Source organism: Pseudonocardia sp. Ae505_Ps2 (genome assembly GCF_001932425.1).
In the GTDB taxonomy this organism is placed as follows: domain Bacteria; phylum Actinomycetota; class Actinomycetes; order Mycobacteriales; family Pseudonocardiaceae; genus Pseudonocardia.
In genome coordinates this window covers 3,932,675-3,951,264 of record NZ_MCIP01000001.1, presented here as the reverse complement: position 1 = coordinate 3,951,264, position 18,590 = coordinate 3,932,675, and the positions used below count along the sequence as shown (strand labels likewise).

At 75.0% G+C, this 18,590-nt stretch carries 21 protein-coding genes; 12 read left to right on the top strand and 9 right to left on the bottom strand.

Translation table 11 applies throughout. The features are described from left to right. From Ae505Ps2_RS18870 to Ae505Ps2_RS18850, 5 genes are all read right to left on the bottom strand, one after another. Nucleotides 1-1,482, bottom strand: a complete 1,482-nt coding sequence (locus Ae505Ps2_RS18870; RefSeq protein WP_084786514.1) for an AbgT family transporter — start codon at nucleotides 1,480-1,482, stop codon at nucleotides 1-3. Between the two features lie 50 nt (nucleotides 1,483-1,532). After that, nucleotides 1,533-2,597 carry an alpha/beta hydrolase-fold protein gene (locus tag Ae505Ps2_RS18865; protein WP_075305699.1) on the bottom strand — a complete coding sequence of 355 codons (1,065 nt, stop codon included), beginning with the start codon at nucleotides 2,595-2,597 and terminating at the stop codon, nucleotides 1,533-1,535. 251 nt (nucleotides 2,598-2,848) lie between these two features. Next, nucleotides 2,849-3,613: a creatininase family protein gene (locus tag Ae505Ps2_RS18860; protein ID WP_043277253.1), complete on the bottom strand. Its 765-nt coding sequence runs from the start codon at nucleotides 3,611-3,613 to the stop codon at nucleotides 2,849-2,851. Further along, nucleotides 3,610-4,272 carry a GntR family transcriptional regulator gene (locus Ae505Ps2_RS18855; RefSeq protein WP_075305698.1) on the bottom strand — a complete coding sequence of 221 codons (663 nt, stop codon included), beginning with the start codon at nucleotides 4,270-4,272 and terminating at the stop codon, nucleotides 3,610-3,612. The genes Ae505Ps2_RS18860 and Ae505Ps2_RS18855 overlap by 4 nt, the downstream gene beginning before the upstream one ends. 162 nt (nucleotides 4,273-4,434) lie before the next feature. After that, on the bottom strand, nucleotides 4,435-5,535 hold the full coding sequence (locus tag Ae505Ps2_RS18850) for an alpha/beta fold hydrolase (protein WP_075333225.1): 1,101 nt from the start codon (nucleotides 5,533-5,535) through the stop codon (nucleotides 4,435-4,437). Nucleotides 5,536-5,619: 84 nt separating this feature from the next. Here Ae505Ps2_RS18850 and Ae505Ps2_RS18845 point away from each other — a divergent pair, with 84 nt between their 5' ends. Next, the gene (locus tag Ae505Ps2_RS18845) at nucleotides 5,620-6,765 is read left to right on the top strand and encodes an acyl-CoA dehydrogenase family protein (protein ID WP_075305696.1); all 1,146 of its coding nucleotides are present in this window, start codon (nucleotides 5,620-5,622) and stop codon (nucleotides 6,763-6,765) included. On the opposite strand, the gene Ae505Ps2_RS18840 is transcribed toward Ae505Ps2_RS18845, so the two are convergent. The 4 genes from Ae505Ps2_RS18840 to Ae505Ps2_RS18825 are packed head-to-tail and all read right to left on the bottom strand — an operon-like array spanning nucleotide 6,755 to nucleotide 11,035. Continuing rightward, nucleotides 6,755-7,981 carry an aminotransferase class I/II-fold pyridoxal phosphate-dependent enzyme gene (locus Ae505Ps2_RS18840; RefSeq protein WP_233147503.1) on the bottom strand — a complete coding sequence of 409 codons (1,227 nt, stop codon included), beginning with the start codon at nucleotides 7,979-7,981 and terminating at the stop codon, nucleotides 6,755-6,757. The genes Ae505Ps2_RS18845 and Ae505Ps2_RS18840 overlap by 11 nt on opposite strands. A gap of 8 nt (nucleotides 7,982-7,989) precedes the next feature. After that, nucleotides 7,990-8,886: an ABC transporter ATP-binding protein gene (locus Ae505Ps2_RS18835; RefSeq protein ID WP_020622977.1), complete on the bottom strand. Its 897-nt coding sequence runs from the start codon at nucleotides 8,884-8,886 to the stop codon at nucleotides 7,990-7,992. Beyond that, on the bottom strand, nucleotides 8,883-9,992 hold the full coding sequence (locus tag Ae505Ps2_RS18830) for an iron chelate uptake ABC transporter family permease subunit (RefSeq protein ID WP_233147502.1): 1,110 nt from the start codon (nucleotides 9,990-9,992) through the stop codon (nucleotides 8,883-8,885). Before Ae505Ps2_RS18830 ends, Ae505Ps2_RS18835 begins: the two co-directional genes overlap by 4 nt. Beyond that, nucleotides 9,989-11,035 carry an iron chelate uptake ABC transporter family permease subunit gene (locus tag Ae505Ps2_RS18825; RefSeq protein WP_043277258.1) on the bottom strand — a complete coding sequence of 349 codons (1,047 nt, stop codon included), beginning with the start codon at nucleotides 11,033-11,035 and terminating at the stop codon, nucleotides 9,989-9,991. Before Ae505Ps2_RS18825 ends, Ae505Ps2_RS18830 begins: the two co-directional genes overlap by 4 nt. Before the next feature lie 139 nt (nucleotides 11,036-11,174). Between Ae505Ps2_RS18825 and Ae505Ps2_RS18820 the strand changes: the two genes are divergently transcribed. The 11 genes from Ae505Ps2_RS18820 (at nucleotide 11,175) to Ae505Ps2_RS18775 (ending at nucleotide 18,589) form a co-directional block, all read left to right on the top strand. Continuing rightward, nucleotides 11,175-11,897, top strand: coding sequence for a dihydrofolate reductase family protein (locus tag Ae505Ps2_RS18820; RefSeq protein ID WP_233147501.1), 723 nt, complete (start codon nucleotides 11,175-11,177; stop codon nucleotides 11,895-11,897). 99 nt (nucleotides 11,898-11,996) lie between these two features. Beyond that, on the top strand, nucleotides 11,997-12,491 hold the full coding sequence (locus Ae505Ps2_RS18815) for an Asp23/Gls24 family envelope stress response protein (protein WP_075305694.1): 495 nt from the start codon (nucleotides 11,997-11,999) through the stop codon (nucleotides 12,489-12,491). Nucleotides 12,492-12,493: 2 nt separating this feature from the next. Continuing rightward, entirely contained in the window at nucleotides 12,494-12,787 is a 294-nt protein-coding gene (locus Ae505Ps2_RS18810; RefSeq protein ID WP_249265298.1) for a hypothetical protein, read from the top strand. Nucleotides 12,788-12,805: 18 nt separating this feature from the next. After that, the gene (locus Ae505Ps2_RS18805; RefSeq protein ID WP_075305692.1) at nucleotides 12,806-13,168 is read left to right on the top strand and encodes a hypothetical protein; all 363 of its coding nucleotides are present in this window, start codon (nucleotides 12,806-12,808) and stop codon (nucleotides 13,166-13,168) included. Further along, nucleotides 13,165-13,341, top strand: a complete 177-nt coding sequence (locus Ae505Ps2_RS31310; RefSeq protein WP_020622970.1) for a hypothetical protein — start codon at nucleotides 13,165-13,167, stop codon at nucleotides 13,339-13,341. The genes Ae505Ps2_RS18805 and Ae505Ps2_RS31310 overlap by 4 nt, the downstream gene beginning before the upstream one ends. Continuing rightward, entirely contained in the window at nucleotides 13,338-13,766 is a 429-nt protein-coding gene (locus Ae505Ps2_RS18800) for a hypothetical protein (protein ID WP_075305691.1), read from the top strand. The genes Ae505Ps2_RS31310 and Ae505Ps2_RS18800 overlap by 4 nt, the downstream gene beginning before the upstream one ends. A 56-nt stretch (nucleotides 13,767-13,822) precedes the next feature. Next, nucleotides 13,823-14,371, top strand: coding sequence for a DUF6286 domain-containing protein (locus tag Ae505Ps2_RS18795; RefSeq protein ID WP_075305690.1), 549 nt, complete (start codon nucleotides 13,823-13,825; stop codon nucleotides 14,369-14,371). After that, on the top strand, nucleotides 14,371-15,060 hold the full coding sequence (locus Ae505Ps2_RS18790) for a hypothetical protein (RefSeq protein WP_083696069.1): 690 nt from the start codon (nucleotides 14,371-14,373) through the stop codon (nucleotides 15,058-15,060). Before Ae505Ps2_RS18795 ends, Ae505Ps2_RS18790 begins: the two co-directional genes overlap by 1 nt. 67 nt (nucleotides 15,061-15,127) lie before the next feature. Beyond that, entirely contained in the window at nucleotides 15,128-15,880 is a 753-nt protein-coding gene (locus tag Ae505Ps2_RS18785; RefSeq protein ID WP_043278159.1) for a 3-hydroxybutyrate dehydrogenase, read from the top strand. A 48-nt stretch (nucleotides 15,881-15,928) separates the two neighbouring features. Continuing rightward, the gene (locus Ae505Ps2_RS18780) at nucleotides 15,929-17,506 is read left to right on the top strand and encodes an alpha/beta hydrolase (protein WP_075311605.1); all 1,578 of its coding nucleotides are present in this window, start codon (nucleotides 15,929-15,931) and stop codon (nucleotides 17,504-17,506) included. A gap of 399 nt (nucleotides 17,507-17,905) precedes the next feature. Next, nucleotides 17,906-18,589, top strand: coding sequence for an ABC transporter permease (locus tag Ae505Ps2_RS18775; RefSeq protein WP_060712497.1), 684 nt, complete (start codon nucleotides 17,906-17,908; stop codon nucleotides 18,587-18,589). Nucleotide 18,590: the final 1 nt, after the last annotated feature.

The following is an 18,590-nucleotide window of genomic DNA, read 5'->3' as shown; positions in this document are numbered from 1 at the left end:
CTACCGCACGGGAGCCCCCGGTCCCAGCGGGATCCCCAGTGCCCACCAGGCGAAGAACAGCAGGGTCCAGACGACCGTCATCGCGATCGCGAGCGGGAGCGTGTACGACGCGAGCGTCCCGATGCCCGCGTCCTTGCGGTACCGCTGCAGGAACCCCAGCGCCATGATGAAGTACGGGCTCATCGGGGTGATCGCCGTCGAGCCGGAGTCGGCGATCCGGAACAGCGCCTGGGTGGTCTCGGGCGGCACGTCGACCAGCATCAGCATCGGCACGATCACCGGCGCCGCGATCGACCACATCGCCGTCCCGCTGGTCACCATCACGTTCACCACGGTGAGCACGGCCAGCACCATCAGGAACACGACCGGGATCGGGACGCCGGTGGTGCGCAGCGCGTCCGCGGCGACGACGGCGAGCACGTCCCCGACATGGGTCCAGTCGAAGTAGGCCAGGAACTGGGCGATCGCGAAGAACAGCGCCAGCACCGGGGCCATCTGCCGGATCCCGTCGGCCATCAGCTTCGGGACGTCCGCGGCGGTGGTGATCGTGCCGACCGCGCGCCCGAAGACCGTGCCGAGCAGGCCGAACAGCAGCGCGATGACCGCGCCGATCCCCTCCACCAGCGGGGACTCGACGATCGACCCGTTCTCCCCGCGCAGCGGCGACCACTCCGGGGCCATGACCGCGACGAGCAGCACTGCGAAGGCCAGCAGCACCCAGCCGGCGCGGCGCAGGCCGGACCGTTCGGCCGCCGACAGGCTCAGGCCGGCGACGTCGTCGTCGGGGGCGTCCGGGTCGGGGTCCAGGTCCGGGCGCTCGGCCAGGACCAGCCGGGTCACCGCCGTGATCACCAGCGCGAGCACGACCGAGGAGACGATGTTGAAGAACCAGTTGCCGACCGGGGTCACCACGACCTCCGGGTCCACGATCCGGGCCGCGGCGGTGGTGATGCCGGCGAAGATCGCGTCGTTCGGGGTGGGGACCGGGCTGGCGTCGTAGCCCGAGGCGATGGCGGTGTAGGCGACGACGATCCCGAGGATCGGCGAGCGGCCCACCGCGCGGAACGCGAGCCCGCCCAGCGACACAAGGATCACGTACGCCGCGGCCGACGCGACGTGCGCGACGGTCCCGGCGAACGCGACCGCGAACACCACCAGCGACGCCGGCACCCGGGCGACCCCGGCCCGCATGGCCGCGGCGAGCAGCCCGCTGCGCTCGGCGACGGCGACCCCCATGATCACCGTGACGATGGTGGCCATCGGTGGGAACTGCGCGAAGTTGTCGATCATCGACGAGACGGCCATGGCGAGGCCGTCGCCGGAGAGCAGGTTCCGCACCGCGACCGGCTCGCCGTCGGGTGCCACCACCGCGACGCCCGCCGCCGCCAGTCCCGCGCTGATCACGGCGAGGATCGCCGACAGCACCCAGAACAGCCAGAACGGGTGCGGCAGCGCGTTCCCGACGCGTTCGACGACGGCCATCGCCCGCACCAGCCGGGGCAGCTCCCGGTCCGACGTGCCGGCGGGCGCGCTCACCGCGGACCCCCGAGCCCGAAGAAGTCCCCGATCAGCGCGGTGGCGCGCACGGTCTGTGTCGTGACGCCGCCGCCGGAGTAGGCGGTCGCGCCGGGCCAGGTGTGCCCGCCGCCGTCGACGGCGACGTGCGCCACCCGGGCTCCGTCGCGGCAGCCCCGCCAGGTCGAGATGGTGACGTCGGGCTCGATCCGGCGGATCTGCGGGCGGGCCCGGCAGCCGTCGCGGGCGACCCACTCGGCGACCTTCGCCGGGATCGCGGGCAGGCCGCGGTCGGCGTCGCCGGTGTAGGGGATCGTGGCGTCCCCGGTGCCGTGCACGAACAGCGCGGGGACCGGGCGGCCGGGCCGGCACGGCGGCTCGCCGTCGCGGTAGTAGGCGCCCGCGACCGGGGCGATCGCGGCGATCCGGTCGGACATCCGGCAGGCCAGGATCTCGGTGAAACCGCCGCCGTTGGACTTGCCGGTGGCGAAGACCCGGCCGGGGTCGACGCAGAGGGTGGACTCCAGGTCGTCGAGGAGGTCCCCGGTGAAGGCGACGTCGTCGACGCCCGGCGCCGAGTACGGCGCGCCCTGCCAGGAGCGCTTGCCCTCTCCCCCGGGGACCCCGTCGGGATAGGCGACGACGGCCGGCAGCCCGGACAGGCCGGAGAAGTTCTCGGTGGTGGCGCCGTCGTTGCCGCGGCCGTGGAAGACCAGGACCACCGGGGTGGGCCGGTCGGGGCGGTAGCCGTCGGGCAGGTGGACCCGCACGCTGCGTTCCCGGCCGCCGCTGTCGATGGTGCGGACCGCGGTCGTGCCCGCTGCCTGCGGCGGTGTGGTGCCGCAGCCGGGGGTCGGAGCTCCGACCGGTCCTGGGGCCGCGCCGGGGCCGGGCCGCCCGGGCGTCGCGCCGGCGGGTCCCGTTGCCTCGGGGCCGGGCAGCCCGGGGGCCGTGCCGGTGCCGGCGGGTCCGGCCGTCGCCTCGGGGCCGGGCGTCCCGCCCGAGGCGGGCGCGCCGGAGGCGGTCGGGGCGACGGCGGCGCCGGTGGTGAGGGCGGCCGCGACGAGGCAGGCCGTCGCCACGGCACGCAGGCGGGCTCTGCCGGGACGTCGGGTCACGTCCGACGGGCGTTCCGGGACGGACGGCGTCGTCGCGGGTCGTGGCGCTGCCGTCGGCCTCGGTGCTGACGATCTCGGTGCGGACATGGGGTTCCCTTCGGACGGCGTCGTCGACGGCCGGTGCTGGTCCCGCCCGGTCACGGGGCAGGTCGTGCGACGGGGGCACCGGTGGCGCCACCGCGGGAGTGCTGTGGATCCGTACGGGTCGGAGGACGTCAGGCCCTGAGCCACGCCGTGACGAAGTCGGTGATCCGGTCGACGATCGCGGCGACGATCGCCTCGCCGTGCTCCGGGTCGGCCCGGCGGGGTTCGCCGAGGACCCCGTTCTCCGACAGGCGGTCGTAGGGCGCGGTGAGCGTCGGACCACCGCGCCGCCGGGCCAGTGCGCCGAAGGCATCGAGCTCGGTGAGCCGGGTGGTCCCGGCCGCGAGCCGGTCGGTGTGCACCAGATGCGGTGCCACGGCGAGCATCTGCGCCGTCTCGGCCTGCCCGCTGTGCCCGCTGACCTCGGGCGGCCCGGCCGCGGCGACGACGTCGGCGGCCAGCGGGGTGAGCGGGCTCCACGCGAACTGCAGGTCCGGGCGTGCGGCGAGGAGGTCCTGCGCGACCGTCGCGAGAGTGGCGTCGTTCCCGCCGTGCCCCGTGACCACGCAGATCTTGCGCCAGCCGTGCCGGTACAGGCCCTCGACGTACTCGCGCACGAGCGTGGCGAACGTCGTGGTGGTCAGGCTGACCGTCCCGGCGAAGGCCAGGTGGTGCGGCGACACCCCGACCGGCAACGACGGCCCGACCACCGCGGTGCCGCCCAGTGCCGCGGCGACCCGGTCGCAGACCGCCTCGGCGCGGATCAGGTCCGTCGCGAGCGGCAGCCCCGGCCCGTGCTGTTCGAAGGCTCCCGCCGGCAGCAGCACGACCGGGCTGTCGACGACGGCGGCCGCGGCCTCGACCGTCGTCATCTCCCCCAGGCGTCGCGTGCTCACGCGCCCACCGCCTCGGCGATCGAGGTGAGGTGCTCGCGGCAGAGCCGCTCGGCCAGGTCCGGGTCGCCCCCGCGGACGGCGTCGAGCAGCGCGACGTGCTCGGCGTGGTCGCGCTCGCGGTCGTCGTAGCGGTGCCGGATCTCGACCTGGTCGCGGGCGCGGATGTGCAGCAGCGCCTCCACCGTCTCGCGGAGCAGGGCGTTGCCGCTGGTCGCGGCCAGTGCGACGTGGAAGTGCACGGCCGGGCGGTGGTCGCGGACCGGCGGGTGCAGGGCGTTGGTGACGCTCTCGGCGAGCATCGCCAGCCCGGCGGTGTCACGCTCCCGGGCCGCGGCGGCCGCGATCGACGGTTCCAGGACGAGCCGGGCGCGGATCAGCTCGTGCACGCCGTCGGAGGTCCGCGACGGGCGGTGCGGGTTCGCGAGCAGCCGCCGCCCGACCCCGTCGCCGACGTAGGTGCCCGAGCCGTGCCGGAACTCCACCGCACCGGTGGCCTCCAGGCGTCGCAGCGCCTCGCGGACCGTCGGGGTGGTGACCTCGAACCGTCGCGCCAGGTCGCGGGAGGACGCGAGCTGGTCCCCCGGGCCGAGGTTCCCGGTCCGGATGATGTCCATGATGTCGTCGGCCAGGCGCTCCGACAACGTCTCCCCTGCGGTCATAAAGTGACTAAATCACTTAGCCGCCTCACCGGTCAATCCCTCTGCTCGTCGGCGCGCGCTGATCCGTCCGGCGCGCGCGTCCGGACGCGCGCGCCGGACGGATCAGCGCGCGGACTGGGGATCAGCGCTCGGGCCGGGAGGCGGCAGGGCCGGCGCGCTCGGTCAGGCGCCGACCGCGGGGCCTGCCTCGTCGTCGGGAGTGTCCGCGGCGGCGTCCCAGTCGGCCAGGGCCCGGTCGAGCTCCGGCCAAGTCGTGTCCCGGGCCCGGCGCCCGGTCAGCACGCCCAGGTGCCCACCCGGCGAGGTCGAGAACCGGACCTCGGGGCTGCCGGTCAGCAGCGGCACGCCGGCACGCACCGCGCGCAGCGGGGCGATGACGTCGTCCCGCCCGGCGACGACGAGCACCGGCACACCGACGTCGGCCAGCTCCACGTCGCGCCCGCCCAGGCGCAGTCCGCCGCTCGCGAGATCGTTGCTGCGGAGCAACAGGTGGAACAGCTGCCCGAACACCCGCCCCGGGTAGCCGTGCATGTTGCTCATCAGGTGGTCGACGGCCTCGATCTGGGCCAGGCAGTCCCGGTCGTCGATCCGCGACGCGATCGCGAGCGGCTTGGTGACGAGCCGGTCCACCGCGGTCAGCTGGAACGCCCAGCTCACCATCGGCGCCGGGAAGCTGCCGACGGCCCGGTAGATCGACGAGACCAGCCGGCCACCGCTGATCTGCGCGAGCGGCCGGAACGGCGCCACCAGCGGCACCCGGGAGATGTCGACCGGGGTGCCGATCGCGGCGACCGAGCGCACCGGCAGCGGGTCGCGTGCCTGCACCGCGGCGGCGACGGTGAGCAGCGCGAAGATCCCGCCGAGCGACCAGGCGACGAGGTGCACCTCGTCGCCGGTCTCCTCGGCGACCCGGCGGACCGTGTCGGGCAGCAGCTCGTCGACCCAGCTCTCGATGCCCAGGGTGCGGTCGGAGAACGACTTGGGCCCGTAGTCGATCAGGTAGACGGTCCGGCCCTGCTGCAGCAGGTGCTCCACCAGCGAGCAGCCGCGGCGCAGGTCGTAGGCGAAGTCCGGGGCACCCAGCGGCGGCACGAGCAGCACCGGCGCGCCCTCGGAGGGATCCACGCCGGACAACGGGCGGTACCGGAACAGGATCCCCTGCGGGGAGCCCACCACCGCGTCCCGCGGCATCCGGCGCAGGTCGGCGAGGTGGCCGACCACGGCCCGGTCCCACACGTTGGCGACGGCGTCCACGAGATCCACGGGCGCACCCTATCGGCACGCGTGGGTCATCGACGGCCCGCGAGGACGACCGGAGTTACCCGTCGGTATGTGAGACTGCCGACCATGCAGCGCGAGATCTTCGACGACGAGCACCACGCGTTCCGTGACCTGTGCCGGACCTTCATCGCGAAGGAGGTCACCCCTCACCACGAGCAGTGGGAGGAGGACGGCCAGGTCGACCGAGCGGTATGGACCGCGGCGGGCGCGGCCGGCCTGCTGGGCACCGCCGTCCCCGAGGAGTACGGCGGGGGCGGGGTCGACGACTTCCGCTACAACGCGATCCTGGCCGAGGAGATCGTCGCGGCCGGTGCGAGCGGCATCGGCTTCCCGCTGCACAACGACGTCGTGCAGCCCTACCTGCTGCGGCTGTGCACCGACGAGCAGAAGAAGCGCTGGCTGCCCGGCTTCTGCTCCGGCGAGCTGATCACCGCGATCGCCATGACCGAGCCCGGGACCGGCTCGGACCTCCAGGGCATCGCGACCAACGCCCGTCGCGACGGCGACGACTGGATCCTCAACGGCTCCAAGACCTTCATCACCAACGGCATCCTGGCCGACCTGGTGATCGTCGTCGCCAAGACCGACCCCGACGCCAAGCACCTCGGCTTCACCCTGTTCGTCGTGGAGCGCGGGATGGAGGGCTTCGAACGCGGCCGCCGCCTGAAGAAGGTCGGCATGAAGGCCCAGGACACCGCGGAGCTGAGCTTCACCGACGTCCGGGTGCCCGACGCGAACCGGCTCGGCGAGGTCGGGCAGGGCTTCATCTACCTCATGCAGAACCTCGCCCAGGAGCGGCTCTCGATCGCCGTCGCCTCGGTGGCGGGCGCCGAAGCCGCCGTGAAGATGACGCTGGAGTACACCAAGGAGCGCAAGGCCTTCGGCCGCCCGGTGGCGAACTTCCAGAACACCCGCTTCGAGCTCGCCGAGATGGACACCGAGGTGTCCATCGCCCGGGTCTTCGTGGACCGCTGCATCACCGAGCACAACGGCGAGGGCGAGCTGTCGGTACCCGACGCGGCCAAGGCCAAGTGGTGGTGCTCGGACCTGCAGAACCGGGTCGTCGACCGCTGCGTGCAGCTGCACGGCGGCTACGGCTACATGCTCGAGTACCCGATCGCCCGCGCGTTCGTCGACTCCCGCGTGCAGGCGATCTACGGCGGCACGAACGAGATCATGAAGGAGATCGTCGGCCGGTCGCTCATCGGCTGAGGCCGCCCGCCACGGCGTCCAGGGCCCGCGCGATGTCGGCGACGAGATCGCGCGGGTCCTCCAGCCCCACCGACAGGCGCAGGTGCCCGAGGCGGCGGAACTCCGGCGGGAAGTGCGCCGCCCGGCCGTCGCCACCGGCCCCGACGTGCACGATCAGCGACTCGTCGTGGCCCAGCGACACCGCCGAGGTGATGACGCGCAGGCCCGCGACGAACCGGTTCTGCAGCTCCGGCGGCCCGTCCAGGGCGAAGGCCAGCATGCCGCCGTACCCGCCGTCGAGGGTCCGGGTCGCGAGCGCGTGCTGCGGGTGCGACGCCAGACCCGGGTAGGCCACGTAGGCGACCTCCGGGCGGGACTCCAGGTACTCCGCGACCTGCTGCGCGCCGGCGCAGTGCGCGCGCATCCGCATCGGCAGGGTCACCGCGCCCCGGGCGATCAGCCAGGCGTTGAACGGGCTGATGACTCCCCCGGCGTCGACCATCGCGTCGGCCCGGATCCGCTCGACGAGCTCACGGCGACCGAGCACGGCACCGCCCATCGCGTCGCCGTGGCCGTTGACGTACTTGGTCAGCGAGTGCACGACGAGGTCCGCGCCCCGCTCCAGCGGGCGTTGCAGCACCGGCGTCGCGAAGGTGGCGTCGACGCTGAGCAGGGCGCCCGCCTCGTGCGCGATCGCGGCGACGGCGTCGACGTCGGTGATCCGGGTGGTCGGGTTGGCCGGGGTCTCGACGTGCACCAGCCGGGTCCGCGGGCGGATCGCGGCGCGCACCGCCTCCGGGTCGGAGGAGTCGACCAGGGTGGCGGTGATCCCCCACCGGTCCGGCAGCAGCTCGGTGAGCAGCCGGTGGGTGGCGACGTAGGTCACGTCGGAGCTGACGACGTGGTCGCCGCTCCGCAGGAACGTGAAGAACACCGCGTGCAGCGCCGCGACGCCCGAGGCCAGTGCGACCGCGGCGCACCCGCCCGGCGACACCCCGGCCGGGTCCTCCAGGGCGACGAGCTTGTCCTCCAGCCAGCCCTGGTTCGCCCCGCCGTTGCGGGTGTAGAGCCGGGTCGCGGTGCCCGACCAGTCCAGCTCCGAGGGGTCCTCGGGCAGGGCGTAGGAGTTGGCCGCGACGATCGGGCGGCGGATCGCGCCGGTCCCGGCGTCGACGTCGTTGCCCGCGTGCACCGCGCGGGTCGCGAGGAAGGGTGGTCGGTCGTCGCCGGGGGTCACGCCGGAGATCATGCCTCGGCGATCGGCTCCGGGGCGCGCAGCGACGGGCCCGCGTCCGGCACGACCAACGGGGTGCCGGTGACCGGGTCGGGCAGCACCCGGGCCCGCAGCCCGAACACGTCGGCGAGCAGCTCCTCGGTGACGACCTCGGCCGGCGGCCCCGCCGCGACGATCCGGCCGTCCTTCATCGCGACGAGCCGGTCGGCGTAGCGGGCGGCCAGGTTCAGGTCGTGCAGCACCATGACCACGGTGCGACCGGCCTCGGACTGCAGCCGCCGCACCAGCTCCAGCACGTCCACCTGGTGGGCCAGGTCGAGGAAGGTGGTCGGCTCGTCGAGCAGCAGCAGGTCGGTCTCCTGGGCCAGGGCCATCGAGATCCAGGCCCGCTGGCGCTGGCCGCCGGACAGCTCGTCGACCGGGCGCTCGGCGAGGTCGGACAGGCCCGTCCAGGTCAGCGCCTCGGCGACGGCGCGCTCGTCGTCCGAGGACCACTGCCGGTACCAGGCCTGGTGCGGGTGCCGACCGCGGGCGACGAGGTCGCCGACGGTGAGCCCCTCGGGCGCCAGCGGCGACTGCGGCAGGATCCCCAGCACCCGCGCGACCTCCTTGGTCGGGGTGCGGTCGATCCGCTTGCCGTCGAGCAGCACCTGGCCGGCCCTGGCGGGCAGCAGCCTGCCCAGCGCGCGCAGCACGGTGGACTTGCCGCAGCCGTTGGGGCCGATCACGGTGGTGACCGCGCCGGGCAGCACCTCCAGGTCCAGCCCGTCGACGATGGTGCGGTCGCCGTAGCCGAGCGTGACCTGCTCGGCCGACAGCCGGACCTCGCCGGGGCGGACGGGTTCGCCCGCGGTGGTCGTCGAGGAGGCGGTGGCCTCCGCGACACTGATGTCCTCGACGGTGCTCATCGACGGGCCTCCTGGCGGGTGCGGGCGAGCAGGTACAGCAGGAACGGGGCGCCGAGCACCGCGGTCACGATGCCGACCGGGAGCTCGACGGACCCCAGTGCGGTGCGGGCGATCAGGTCGGACAGCACGGTCAGCGCGGCGCCCAGCACGAGCGAGACCCCGATCGGCGGGGTCCCGACCCGGCAGAGCCGGCGCGCGATCTGCGGGGTGACCAGTGCGATGAAGGCGATCGGGCCCGCGGCCGCGGTCGCGACCGAGGCGAGGCCGACGGAGACGAGCAGCAGCGCGGTGCGGGCACCGTTCACCCGCACGCCGAGGCCGCGGGCGGTGTCGTCGTCGAAGCGCAGCGCGCCCAGCAGGTGCACCAGGACCAGCGCCGCGGGCACGAGCACCAGCATCGCGATCGACAGCGGGACGACCTCGTTCCAGCTGCGCGCGTTCAGGCTGCCGTTCAGCCAGACCTGGGCCTGCGCGGCCTGGTAGATCTGCGCGACGGTCAGCAGCCACTGCACCGCCGCGACGAGCACGGCCTGGATGCCGATGCCGATCAGCACCAGCCGGAAGCCCTGGATGCCCTTGCGCCAGGCCAGCACGTACACCGCGACCGAGGCCACGAGCCCGCCGCTCAGGGCGGCGAGCGGGATGCCGAGCGAGGCGAACGCGCCGCCGACCCCGGCCGCGCCACCGCCGAGCACGATGACGAACACCGCCGCGGCGCTGGCGCCCCACTGGACGCCGATGATGTCCGGGCTCGCCAGCGGGTTGCGGGCGACCGCCTGCAGGATGGCCCCGGACACGGCGAGCGCGCCGCCGACCAGGGCGCCGACCAGGGTGCGCGGCAGCCGCAGCTCCAGCACGACGAGCTGCTGGCCCGCGTCACCGCCGCCGAACAGCGTCGCCAGCACGTCGGTGATCGCGATCGGGTAGTCGCCGCGGCCCATGTTGACCGCGGCGGCCAGCACCAGCGCGACGGCGCAGACGAGCAGCACCACCGCGGTGCGCACGCGCAGCACGCCGGAGAAGCGGCCCGCGCGGACGGCGCGGCGGCCGGGGACGACCACCGTCGAGGGCCGGGGCCCGGTGTCCGGGTCGGTCAGCGTGCTCACACGGCCCCCAGCTTGCGTCGGCGCACCAGCGCGATGAAGAACGGCCCGCCGATCAACGCGATCACGATGCCGACCTGCAGCTCGCCGGGGCGGGCCACCACCCGTCCGACGACGTCGGCGAGCAGCAGCACCACCGCCCCCGCGAGACCGGCGGCGGGCAGCAGCCACCGGTGGTCGGGCCCGGTGAACACCCGCACGACGTGCGGCACGATCAGCCCGAGGAACGCGATCGGCCCGCAGGCCGCGGTGGCCGCACCGGCGAGCAGCGTGATCGCGACGACGCCGACGACCCGGGTCCGGCGGACCGAGTGCCCCAGCGAGGTGGCGACGTCGTCGCCGAGGGAGAGCGCGTTGAGCGCGGGCGCGCTGGCCAGCGCGAGCACCGTGCCCACGAGGATGAACCACACCACCTGGCCGCCGACCGCGGCGTCGCGACCGGCGAGCGAGCCGACCACCCAGAACCGGTAGGCGTCGAGGCTGGTCTCGTCGAGCAGCACCACCGAGGACGTGCCCGCCTGCAGCAGGAAGCTCACCGCCGCCCCGGCCAGCGCCAGCGAGACCGGGGTGGCGCCGCCGGGTGCCCGGGTGCCGATCACGAACACCACGACGCTGGCGACCAGCGCGCCGGCGAAGGCGAACCAGACGTAGCCGAACAGCGTGCTGACGCCGAAGACGTAGATGCCGATGACGACGAAGAACGCCGCCCCCGCGTTGACGCCCAGCAGGCCCGGGTCGCCGAGCGGGTTGCGGGTGAAGCCCTGCACGAGCGCGCCGGCCAGGCCGAGCGCGATCCCGACCAGCAGCCCGAGCAGGGTGCGCGGGATCCGCAGGGACCGGATGACCACGTCGTTCTCGCTGCCGGTCGGGGCGACCAGCGCGGAGAACACCTCGTTCACCGGGATGACCTTGGTCCCGATCGCGATGCTGGCCAGCACCGCCAGCAGCAGCGCCGCGGCCAGCGCCGCGAGGCCGATCAGCCGCCGGCGGCGCAACGACCGCCGTGGGGGGGCCGGCTGCTGCACCGACGGTGGTCGGACCCGGATCGCGTTCACCTTGCTCGTGGCCCCCTGCTCGACCGGATGCCCCACCCATCCGGTGCGGCTCCGCTCACCATAAGTGAGGCTGCCCTACGACAGAACACCCCCGTGCGTCACGTCGCCCGCACGGCGGGATGCTCGGCGGGTGTCCACCGAGCCCTCCGCGTCCGGTCCCCCGCCCGTCCGGCCGCGGGTCACCGCGGTCATGGTCAGCTCCGCCGACGGTGCCGTGAGCGCGGGCGGGGCCGGCTCCGGCGGCTTGTCCACCCCCGCCGACCGGGACCTGTTCCGCGCCCTGCGCCGGTCCGCCGACTGCGTGCTCGTCGGGGCGGGCACCGCACGGGACGAGGACTACCGCGGGGTCCGGCCGCGCCGTCCCGGGCCGAACGGGCGCCGGCCAGGGCCGCCACCGCCGGTCGTCGTCGTGACCGGGTCGGCCGGGCTGGACCCCGGCGCACGGCTGTTCACCGACACCGTCACCGCACCGGTCGTACTCACCACGGCCGCCGCCCCTGCCGACCGGCGGGCCGCGCTCGCCGCCGCGGGCGCCGACGTCGTCCTGCTCGACGACCTCTCCCCCACCACGCTGCTCACCGCCCTCGCCCGCCGCGGCCACACCTCCGTGCTGTGCGAGGGCGGGCCGACCCTGCTCGGCGCGCTGGTCGGGGCCGACGTCGTCGACGAGCTGCGCCTCACCCTGGTCCCGGTGCTGGTCGGGGGCCCCGAGAGGCGGATCGCGACCGGGCCGGACCCCCTCCCCGCACCGCGTGCGCTGCGCCTGGCCGGCCACGAGGCGGCGGCCGACGGGACCCTGCTCCTGCACTACGTCCGCGCCACCGCCGCCGTCCCGGCTGCGCCGAACGGGTGAACCACCGTGAGGAAGGTCCGGGGACGGGCATCCCACGGGGGACATCACACGCACCGCGGCGGGCCCCCAACCCGGGTCCGGCCCGTGAGAGGAGCACCGATGACCTCCGGCACCCCGACCACCACCTCCACCTCGACACCGGCCGCGACACCCACGGGACGCCTCGCCGAGGGCACCGGTCAGGGCCGCACCACCATCGCCCCGTCCGTCGTGCAGAAGATCGCCGGCATCGCCGCCCGCGAGGTCTCCGGGGTGTACGCGATGGGGTCGGGCGCGTCGCGTGCCTTCGGTGCGCTGCGCGAGCGCATCCCCGGCGGCGGCACCAGCGGCGCCTCGACCGTCGCGGGCGTGGCGGTCGAGGTCGGCGAGAAGCAGGCCGCGATCGACCTGGACGTCGTCGTCGAGTACGGCGTCGCCATCGCCGACCTGGCCTCGGCGGTGCGCCGCAACGTCATCGGCGCCGTCGAGCGGATGACCGGGCTGGAGGTCATCGAGGTCACCATCTCGGTGAACGACATCCACCTGGCCGGCGAGGACGACAGCCGGGACGAGGCCCCGGCGGCTCCCGCCCCGACCGGCCGCGTCGTGGAGTGACGGTGCCGGAACGGAGCCCGGCCGTCCTGGCCGAGCTGGTCGCCGAGACGGTCGCCGCGCACCCGTCGGTGGTGCGGCTCGACGGCGGCGCGTTCGGCACCATCGCGACCTGGCTGCCCGGACGACGGCTGGTCGGCGTCGGGATCGACCGTGCCGACGATCCGGTCGAGATCGGGGTGGTGCTGCGCCTGGACCGGCCGATCCCGGCTACCGTCGCGGCGCTGCGGGCATCGGTCGCTCCCTTGGACGACGGGGTCCCGGTCGACGTGACGGTGACCGACGTGGAGGTCACCTGAGGTGGAGGTGGAAACGGGATGGTCGAGCCGGACCCCGGCGCGCACGGGGGCCTGACCCCCGAGCAGCGGTCGGCCTACCGCTCGTTCGTCCGTACCCACCACCCCGACCGCGGGGGTGACCCGGAGGTCTTCCGCGCCGGGCTGGCCCGCTTCCGCGCCCTGGCGGCCGACCCGCGCGGCGGCCCGACCCCCGGCCTCGGCGACCCCGACTACGACGACCCCCGCTACGACGCACCGATCGAGATCGTGCGCGACCTGCCGCTGCCGACCCGGGTCCTGGTGGCCCTGATCCGCACCGTCCGACGTCGCACGCACCCCCGGGTCGACCGGCCCGGCCGGCACTCACCCCGACCCACCCGTCCCGGAGAGGACATCTCATGAACGCCACCCAGACCGGCCTGCTCGCGGGCCTCCTGCTGGGCGTCGCCGGTGCCACCGGCGGCTTCCTGGCCTTCGTCATCACCCTGGTGCTCGGCATCATCGGCCTGGTGGTCGGCCGGGTCCTCGACGGCGAGCTGGACCTGTCCGGCCTCGGCCGGGGCCGCGACCGGTGAGCACCCTCCCCGACCCCGCCGAGCGCGGCGTCCTGGAGATCGATCCGGCGGTGCTGCGCAAGATCGTCGAGTACGCCGCGGACACCGCACCGGCCACCCGGCACCGCGCCCGGCGGGTCGCCGGGCTCGACGTCGGCGAGTCCGGACCGACCGCCCGGGTGACCCGGCGGCCCGGTCCGGCGCGGGGCACGGTCGGGGGCGCCAGCGGCGACACGACCGGCGACGCCGGGGAGGTCGACGTCCGGCTGCGGCTCACCCTGGCCCACCCCGGGTCGGTGCGGGCCGCCGTCGCCGAGGTCCGGGAGCGGATCGACGCCGACCTGCGTCGCACCACAGGGCACCGGCTGCGCGGCCTGACCGTCGAGGTCGAGGCCCTCCGATCGGGGGACGCCGGGCCACGCCCGGCCTCCCCCCGCGTGCAGTAGACGTGCAGTAGAACCGTCGGACCCGTGACCGAGTCGGAAGAGGGAGGCCGGACCCTGTGCGTGTCCTGCTCCGCGTTCTCGCGCCGCTGCTGAGCCTGGTGGTGGCCGCGATCGGCGCGCTCGTCGTCGTCGAGGTGGTGGCGGCCTGGGTCGGCCGGGTCTCCGGCCCCGGGCTGCTCGTGCCCTGGCGGGACTGGCGCACCACCGTCCAGAACACCCTGTGGACCGCGCAGCCGGTGCTCTGGGTCGCGGTGGGGGTGATCGTCGTCGGGGCCGTGCTGCTGCTCGTCGGGTTGCTCGCCCGGCGCCACGACGTCGCACTCGACGCGCCGTCGCCCGGGCTCACCGTCGCCACCGCGCCGCGGGTGCTGGCCCGCCTGGTCGGCACCCGGGTCCGGGCCGCGGACCCGGTGACCGCGGCCTCGGTGACCGCGTCGGCCCGCTCGGTCGTGGTGAACGCCCGCGGCCGCGGGGACCTCGACGTGCTGCGCGAGGCGGCCCGCGACGCCGCCTCCGGCGTCCTCGACGCGCTTCCCCTGGCCCGGCGGCCGCGCCTGACCGTGCGCGCGACCCCGGACCAGCCGGGCTCGAAGGGAGTGCAGTGATGACCGACGACGCGAGCTCGACCGGGATCCCGGCAGGAGGGGCGCCGGCACCCGCCCTCGCGAACCCGCGCCGCGCGGCGCGGACCGCGCGGCGCGCCCAGTACCGCTCCGCGGGCGGTGCCCGCACCGGCCTCGTCCTCCTCGGCGGGCTGCTGCTCGCCGTCGGCGTGCTCACCGTGCTCCTGGTGACCGGGGTCTTCGGGCGGGGCCGCCCGCAGCGCCCGCTGCTGGACCCGGTGGTCGAGCAGTTCCTGCTGGCCAACGGCACCGCCGCCCGGGTGGTCGCGGTGCTGGCCGGGCTCGTGCTGGTGCTGCTCGGGCTCTGGTGGACCGCCCGGTCGCTGCGTCCGGAACCCCGCCCGGAGCTGGTCCTGGACGGCGGACCGGACACCGAGATCCGGATCGGCGCCTCCGCCGCGGCCGACGCCGTCGCCGACGGCGCTGCCACACTGCCCGGGGTGACCCGGGCCCGCGCCCGGATGGTCGGCAGTGCCGCCGCGCCCGCGGTGCGCGCCACCGTGTGGGTCGACGAGGACGTCGCCGACGGGGAGGTCGCCGAGATCTGCCGCCGCCTCGACGCCGAGATCCTGCCCGCGATCCGCGACGCGCTGGGGATGGCGGACCTGCCCGTCGCGGTGCGGCTGGAGCTGGACGCGGCCCGTCGCGACGACCGCCCACGGGTCTCCTGACCCACCGGCCGGGTGCGTGACCCGGCTCACAGGAGCCGGGCCGGCCGGCGTCCGTACGGTCGTCGGCATGAGTGCAGTGCTGGACGGCAGGACGGCCCTCGTCACCGGGGCGGGCAGCGGGATCGGGGCCGCGGTGGCGCGCCGGCTCGTCGCCGACGGGGCGCGGGTGTACGCGGTGGACCTCGCCGAGGACCGGGTGGCCCCGCTGGCCGCCGAGAGCGACCTGGTCACGCCGCTGGGGTGCGACCTGTCCGACCTCGACGCCGTGGAGCAGCTGCCCACCGACGTCGACATCCTGGTCAACAACGCCGGCCGCCAGCACGTCTCGCGGCTGGAGGAGTTCGACCGGGAGATGTTCTCGAACATCCTGCGCCTGATGCTGGAGTCGCCGTTCCGGCTGATCCGCCGGTCGCTGCCGCACATGTACGCCCGTGGCTGGGGCCGGGTCGTGAACATCTCCTCCGCGCACGGCCTGCGGGCCTCGCCGTACAAGTCCGCCTACGTCTCGGCCAAGCACGGCCTCGAGGGCCTGTCGAAGGTCACCGCGCTGGAGGGCGCCGAGCACGGCGTGACCAGCAACTGCATCAACCCCGCCTACGTGCGCACCCCGCTGGTCGAGGCCCAGATCGCCGACCAGGCCCGCACACACGGGATCTCCGAGGACGAGGTCGTCACGAAGATCATGCTCACCCCGGTGGCGGTGAAGCGGCTGATCGAGCCCGCCGAGACCGCGGAGCTGGCCGCGCTGCTGTGGGGACCGGCGTCGGCGTCGATCACCGGGACCTCGCTGTCCCAGGACGGCGGCTGGACGGCGCGGTAGGAGACCGCTCACCGCGGCCACACCCCGGTGCGGGCATGATCGGTGCTCGTGCGGCGGTGGAGTGTGCTCGGGGTCCTGCTCGCCGCGGTGCTGCTCGCCGGGTGTGCGGTCGGGCCGTCGCAGCGGCCACCGGTGGCGGTACGCGGCGAACAACTGCCCGCCGCTCCTCCGACGTCGGCCGCGGGCCCGCCCGCCGACCCCGACCTGCTGCCGGACTCCGACCCGGTCCGCACCACCGGGTTCACCGACTGCACCGCCGACACGGCCGCGGAACTGACCACGGCCGGCACCCCGCTGCCCGCCGGGCGCCCCCTGACGGTCGGCTGCGCCCGGCTCACCGTGCCCGCCGACCGGGACCGGCCCGAGCTGGGCCCGGCCCGGCTCGGTCTGACCCGGGTCACCACGCCCGGCGCACCGGACGGGCGGCCGGCGCTGGTCGTGCTCGGCGACACCGGCACCGACGGGTCCGCCCGGGCCGCGGTGAGCCTCGCCGCCCGGCTGCCCGCCACGGTGCTCGACCGCTACCAGGTGATCGGCATGGACCGCCGCGGCACCGGGGAGGACCTGCTCGACTGCGCCCCGGTCGACGCGCGCGCCACCCTGCTCGACGCCGGACCGGACCGCCGCGACGAGGCCGCCATGACGGCACTGCTGGAACGCGCCCGCGAGGTGGTGCAGGACTGCAACCTGCTGCTGTCGGGGACGCTGACCAGCTACCGCGCCGCGAGCGGCGCCGACGACCTGGAGTCGCTGCGGTCCGTGCTGGGCGCGGCCCGGCTGGACCTGCTCGCCGTCGGCGACGGCGCCGACGCCGCGGCCGCCTGGATCGGCGCGCACCCGGGCTCCGTCGGGCGGGTCGTGCTCGACGGCCCCGGTGACCCCACCCTCGACGAGCCCGCCCGGACCGAGAGCACGACCGCGGCCGCGGAGAAGGCCTTCGACGCCTTCGCCGTGGCCTGCACCGCCTCGCCGGCCTGCCCGCTGGGCCCCGACCCGCGCGGCTACGTCGACGAGCTGGTGTTCCGCCTGTCCCGCACCGCCCTGCCGGCCGGCGACGGCGACGCCGTCACCGCGGGCGCGACGCTGCGCGCGGTCCGCTCGGTCCTGTCCCAGCCCGCCCGCTGGCCGGAGCTGCAGTCCGCGCTGGTCGCGGCCGGGGACGGCGACCCGGCGGGTCTGGTCCGCATCCTGGCCCCGCTGGGAGGCCCGCAGGGCCGCTACGACGCCGCCCTGGCCACCCGCTGCAACGACAGCCGGGTGCGGGTCACCCCCGGTGAGGCCGCCGACCTGGCCGGGCAGTGGGCGCAGCGCTTCCCGCTGTTCGGCGTCGCGGCGGCGCAGGACCTGGTGGCGTGCGGGCCGTGGCCCTCGGGCGGGCCGGTCACCCCGGCGGCGCCGCAGGGCGCTCCCCCGCCCCCGGTCCTCGTGATCGGGACCGCGCAGGACCCGCGTTCGCCGCAGAGCGGCGCCGAGCGGACCGCCCAACAGCTCGCGACGGGGCGGCTGGTGCGCTGGCAGGGCAGCGGGACCGGGGCGTATCCGCGCACCCCGTGTGTCACCGGCCTCGTGGACCGGGCGCTGCTGACCGGCCGGGCGCCCTCCCAGCCCGTGGTCTGCCCGCCGTAACCGCGTGCTCCGGGCGGCTCACGCTGGGTGGAGCCGGACCGCGACGAAACCGGCGCAGAAGGTCACGATTGCGTATCCGCCGCTTTCCGGTGCGGTTGCGGGAACAGCGTTGTCGCCCATCCCCACCTGCGACGACGGTGGCACGAAACGTTTCCGGAATGCCGACGCCATCGTCCCGGAACGGTCCGCTCGACTTACCGCCCCCACCGTTCTGCGGCTAGGCTCCGTCGGGCGAGCGGGAGGCCGCAGGTCATGCCCACCGCACCGGTGGGCGCACGCGAACTCCCGGTCACGTCGTTCGGGTGGGTGTAACGCCGAACGGACCCGACGACGAGTGGTGCGGAAGGACCGTGTCCCTGCCCCGAGCGGCGGACACGGCCCCCGGGCGGAAGGAGCACGGTGGATTTCTTCACCTATGTCGGCACCCAGCTGAACCAGTTGGTGTTCTACGGCCAGCAGCATTTCCTGCTGGTCGCGATCTCGGTCGGAATCGCGGTCGTGATCTCGTTGGTGGCGGGCACCCTGCTGCACACCAATCGTCTGACGCCCGAGTCGTGGAGCCGCCCGATCCGCGCGGGCTCCCGCGAGGCGCTGCTGATCGTCTTCTCCGCCGCGCTGACGATCCCGTCCCTGGCACTGTTCGGCCTGCTGCAGCCGATCCTGGGGCTCGGCGTCACGCCGTCGCTGACGGCCCTGACGATCTACGCGATCTACCCGGTGCTGCGCAACGTCGTCGCCGGGCTCTCCTCGGTGGACGACGCCGTCCTCGAGTCCGCCCGCGGGATGGGGATGGGCTCGGTCCGCCGGATGGTCACCATCCAGCTGCCGCTGGCCTGGCCGGTGATCCTGTCCGGCATCCGGGTCGCGGTCCTGATCATCATCGGTATCGCGGTCGTCGCCGGCGCCATCAACGGCCCTGGCTTCGGCTCCTCGCTCTTCCTAGGCCTGCAACGGCTGGGATCGGTCAACTCGTTCAACCAGGTTCTGGCGGCCACGCTCGGCTGCCTCGTCGTGGCTGCGGTCTACGAGGTCGTCTTCTGGATCGTGCAGCGCTTCACCACCCCGAGGGGGATCCGTGTCTGAT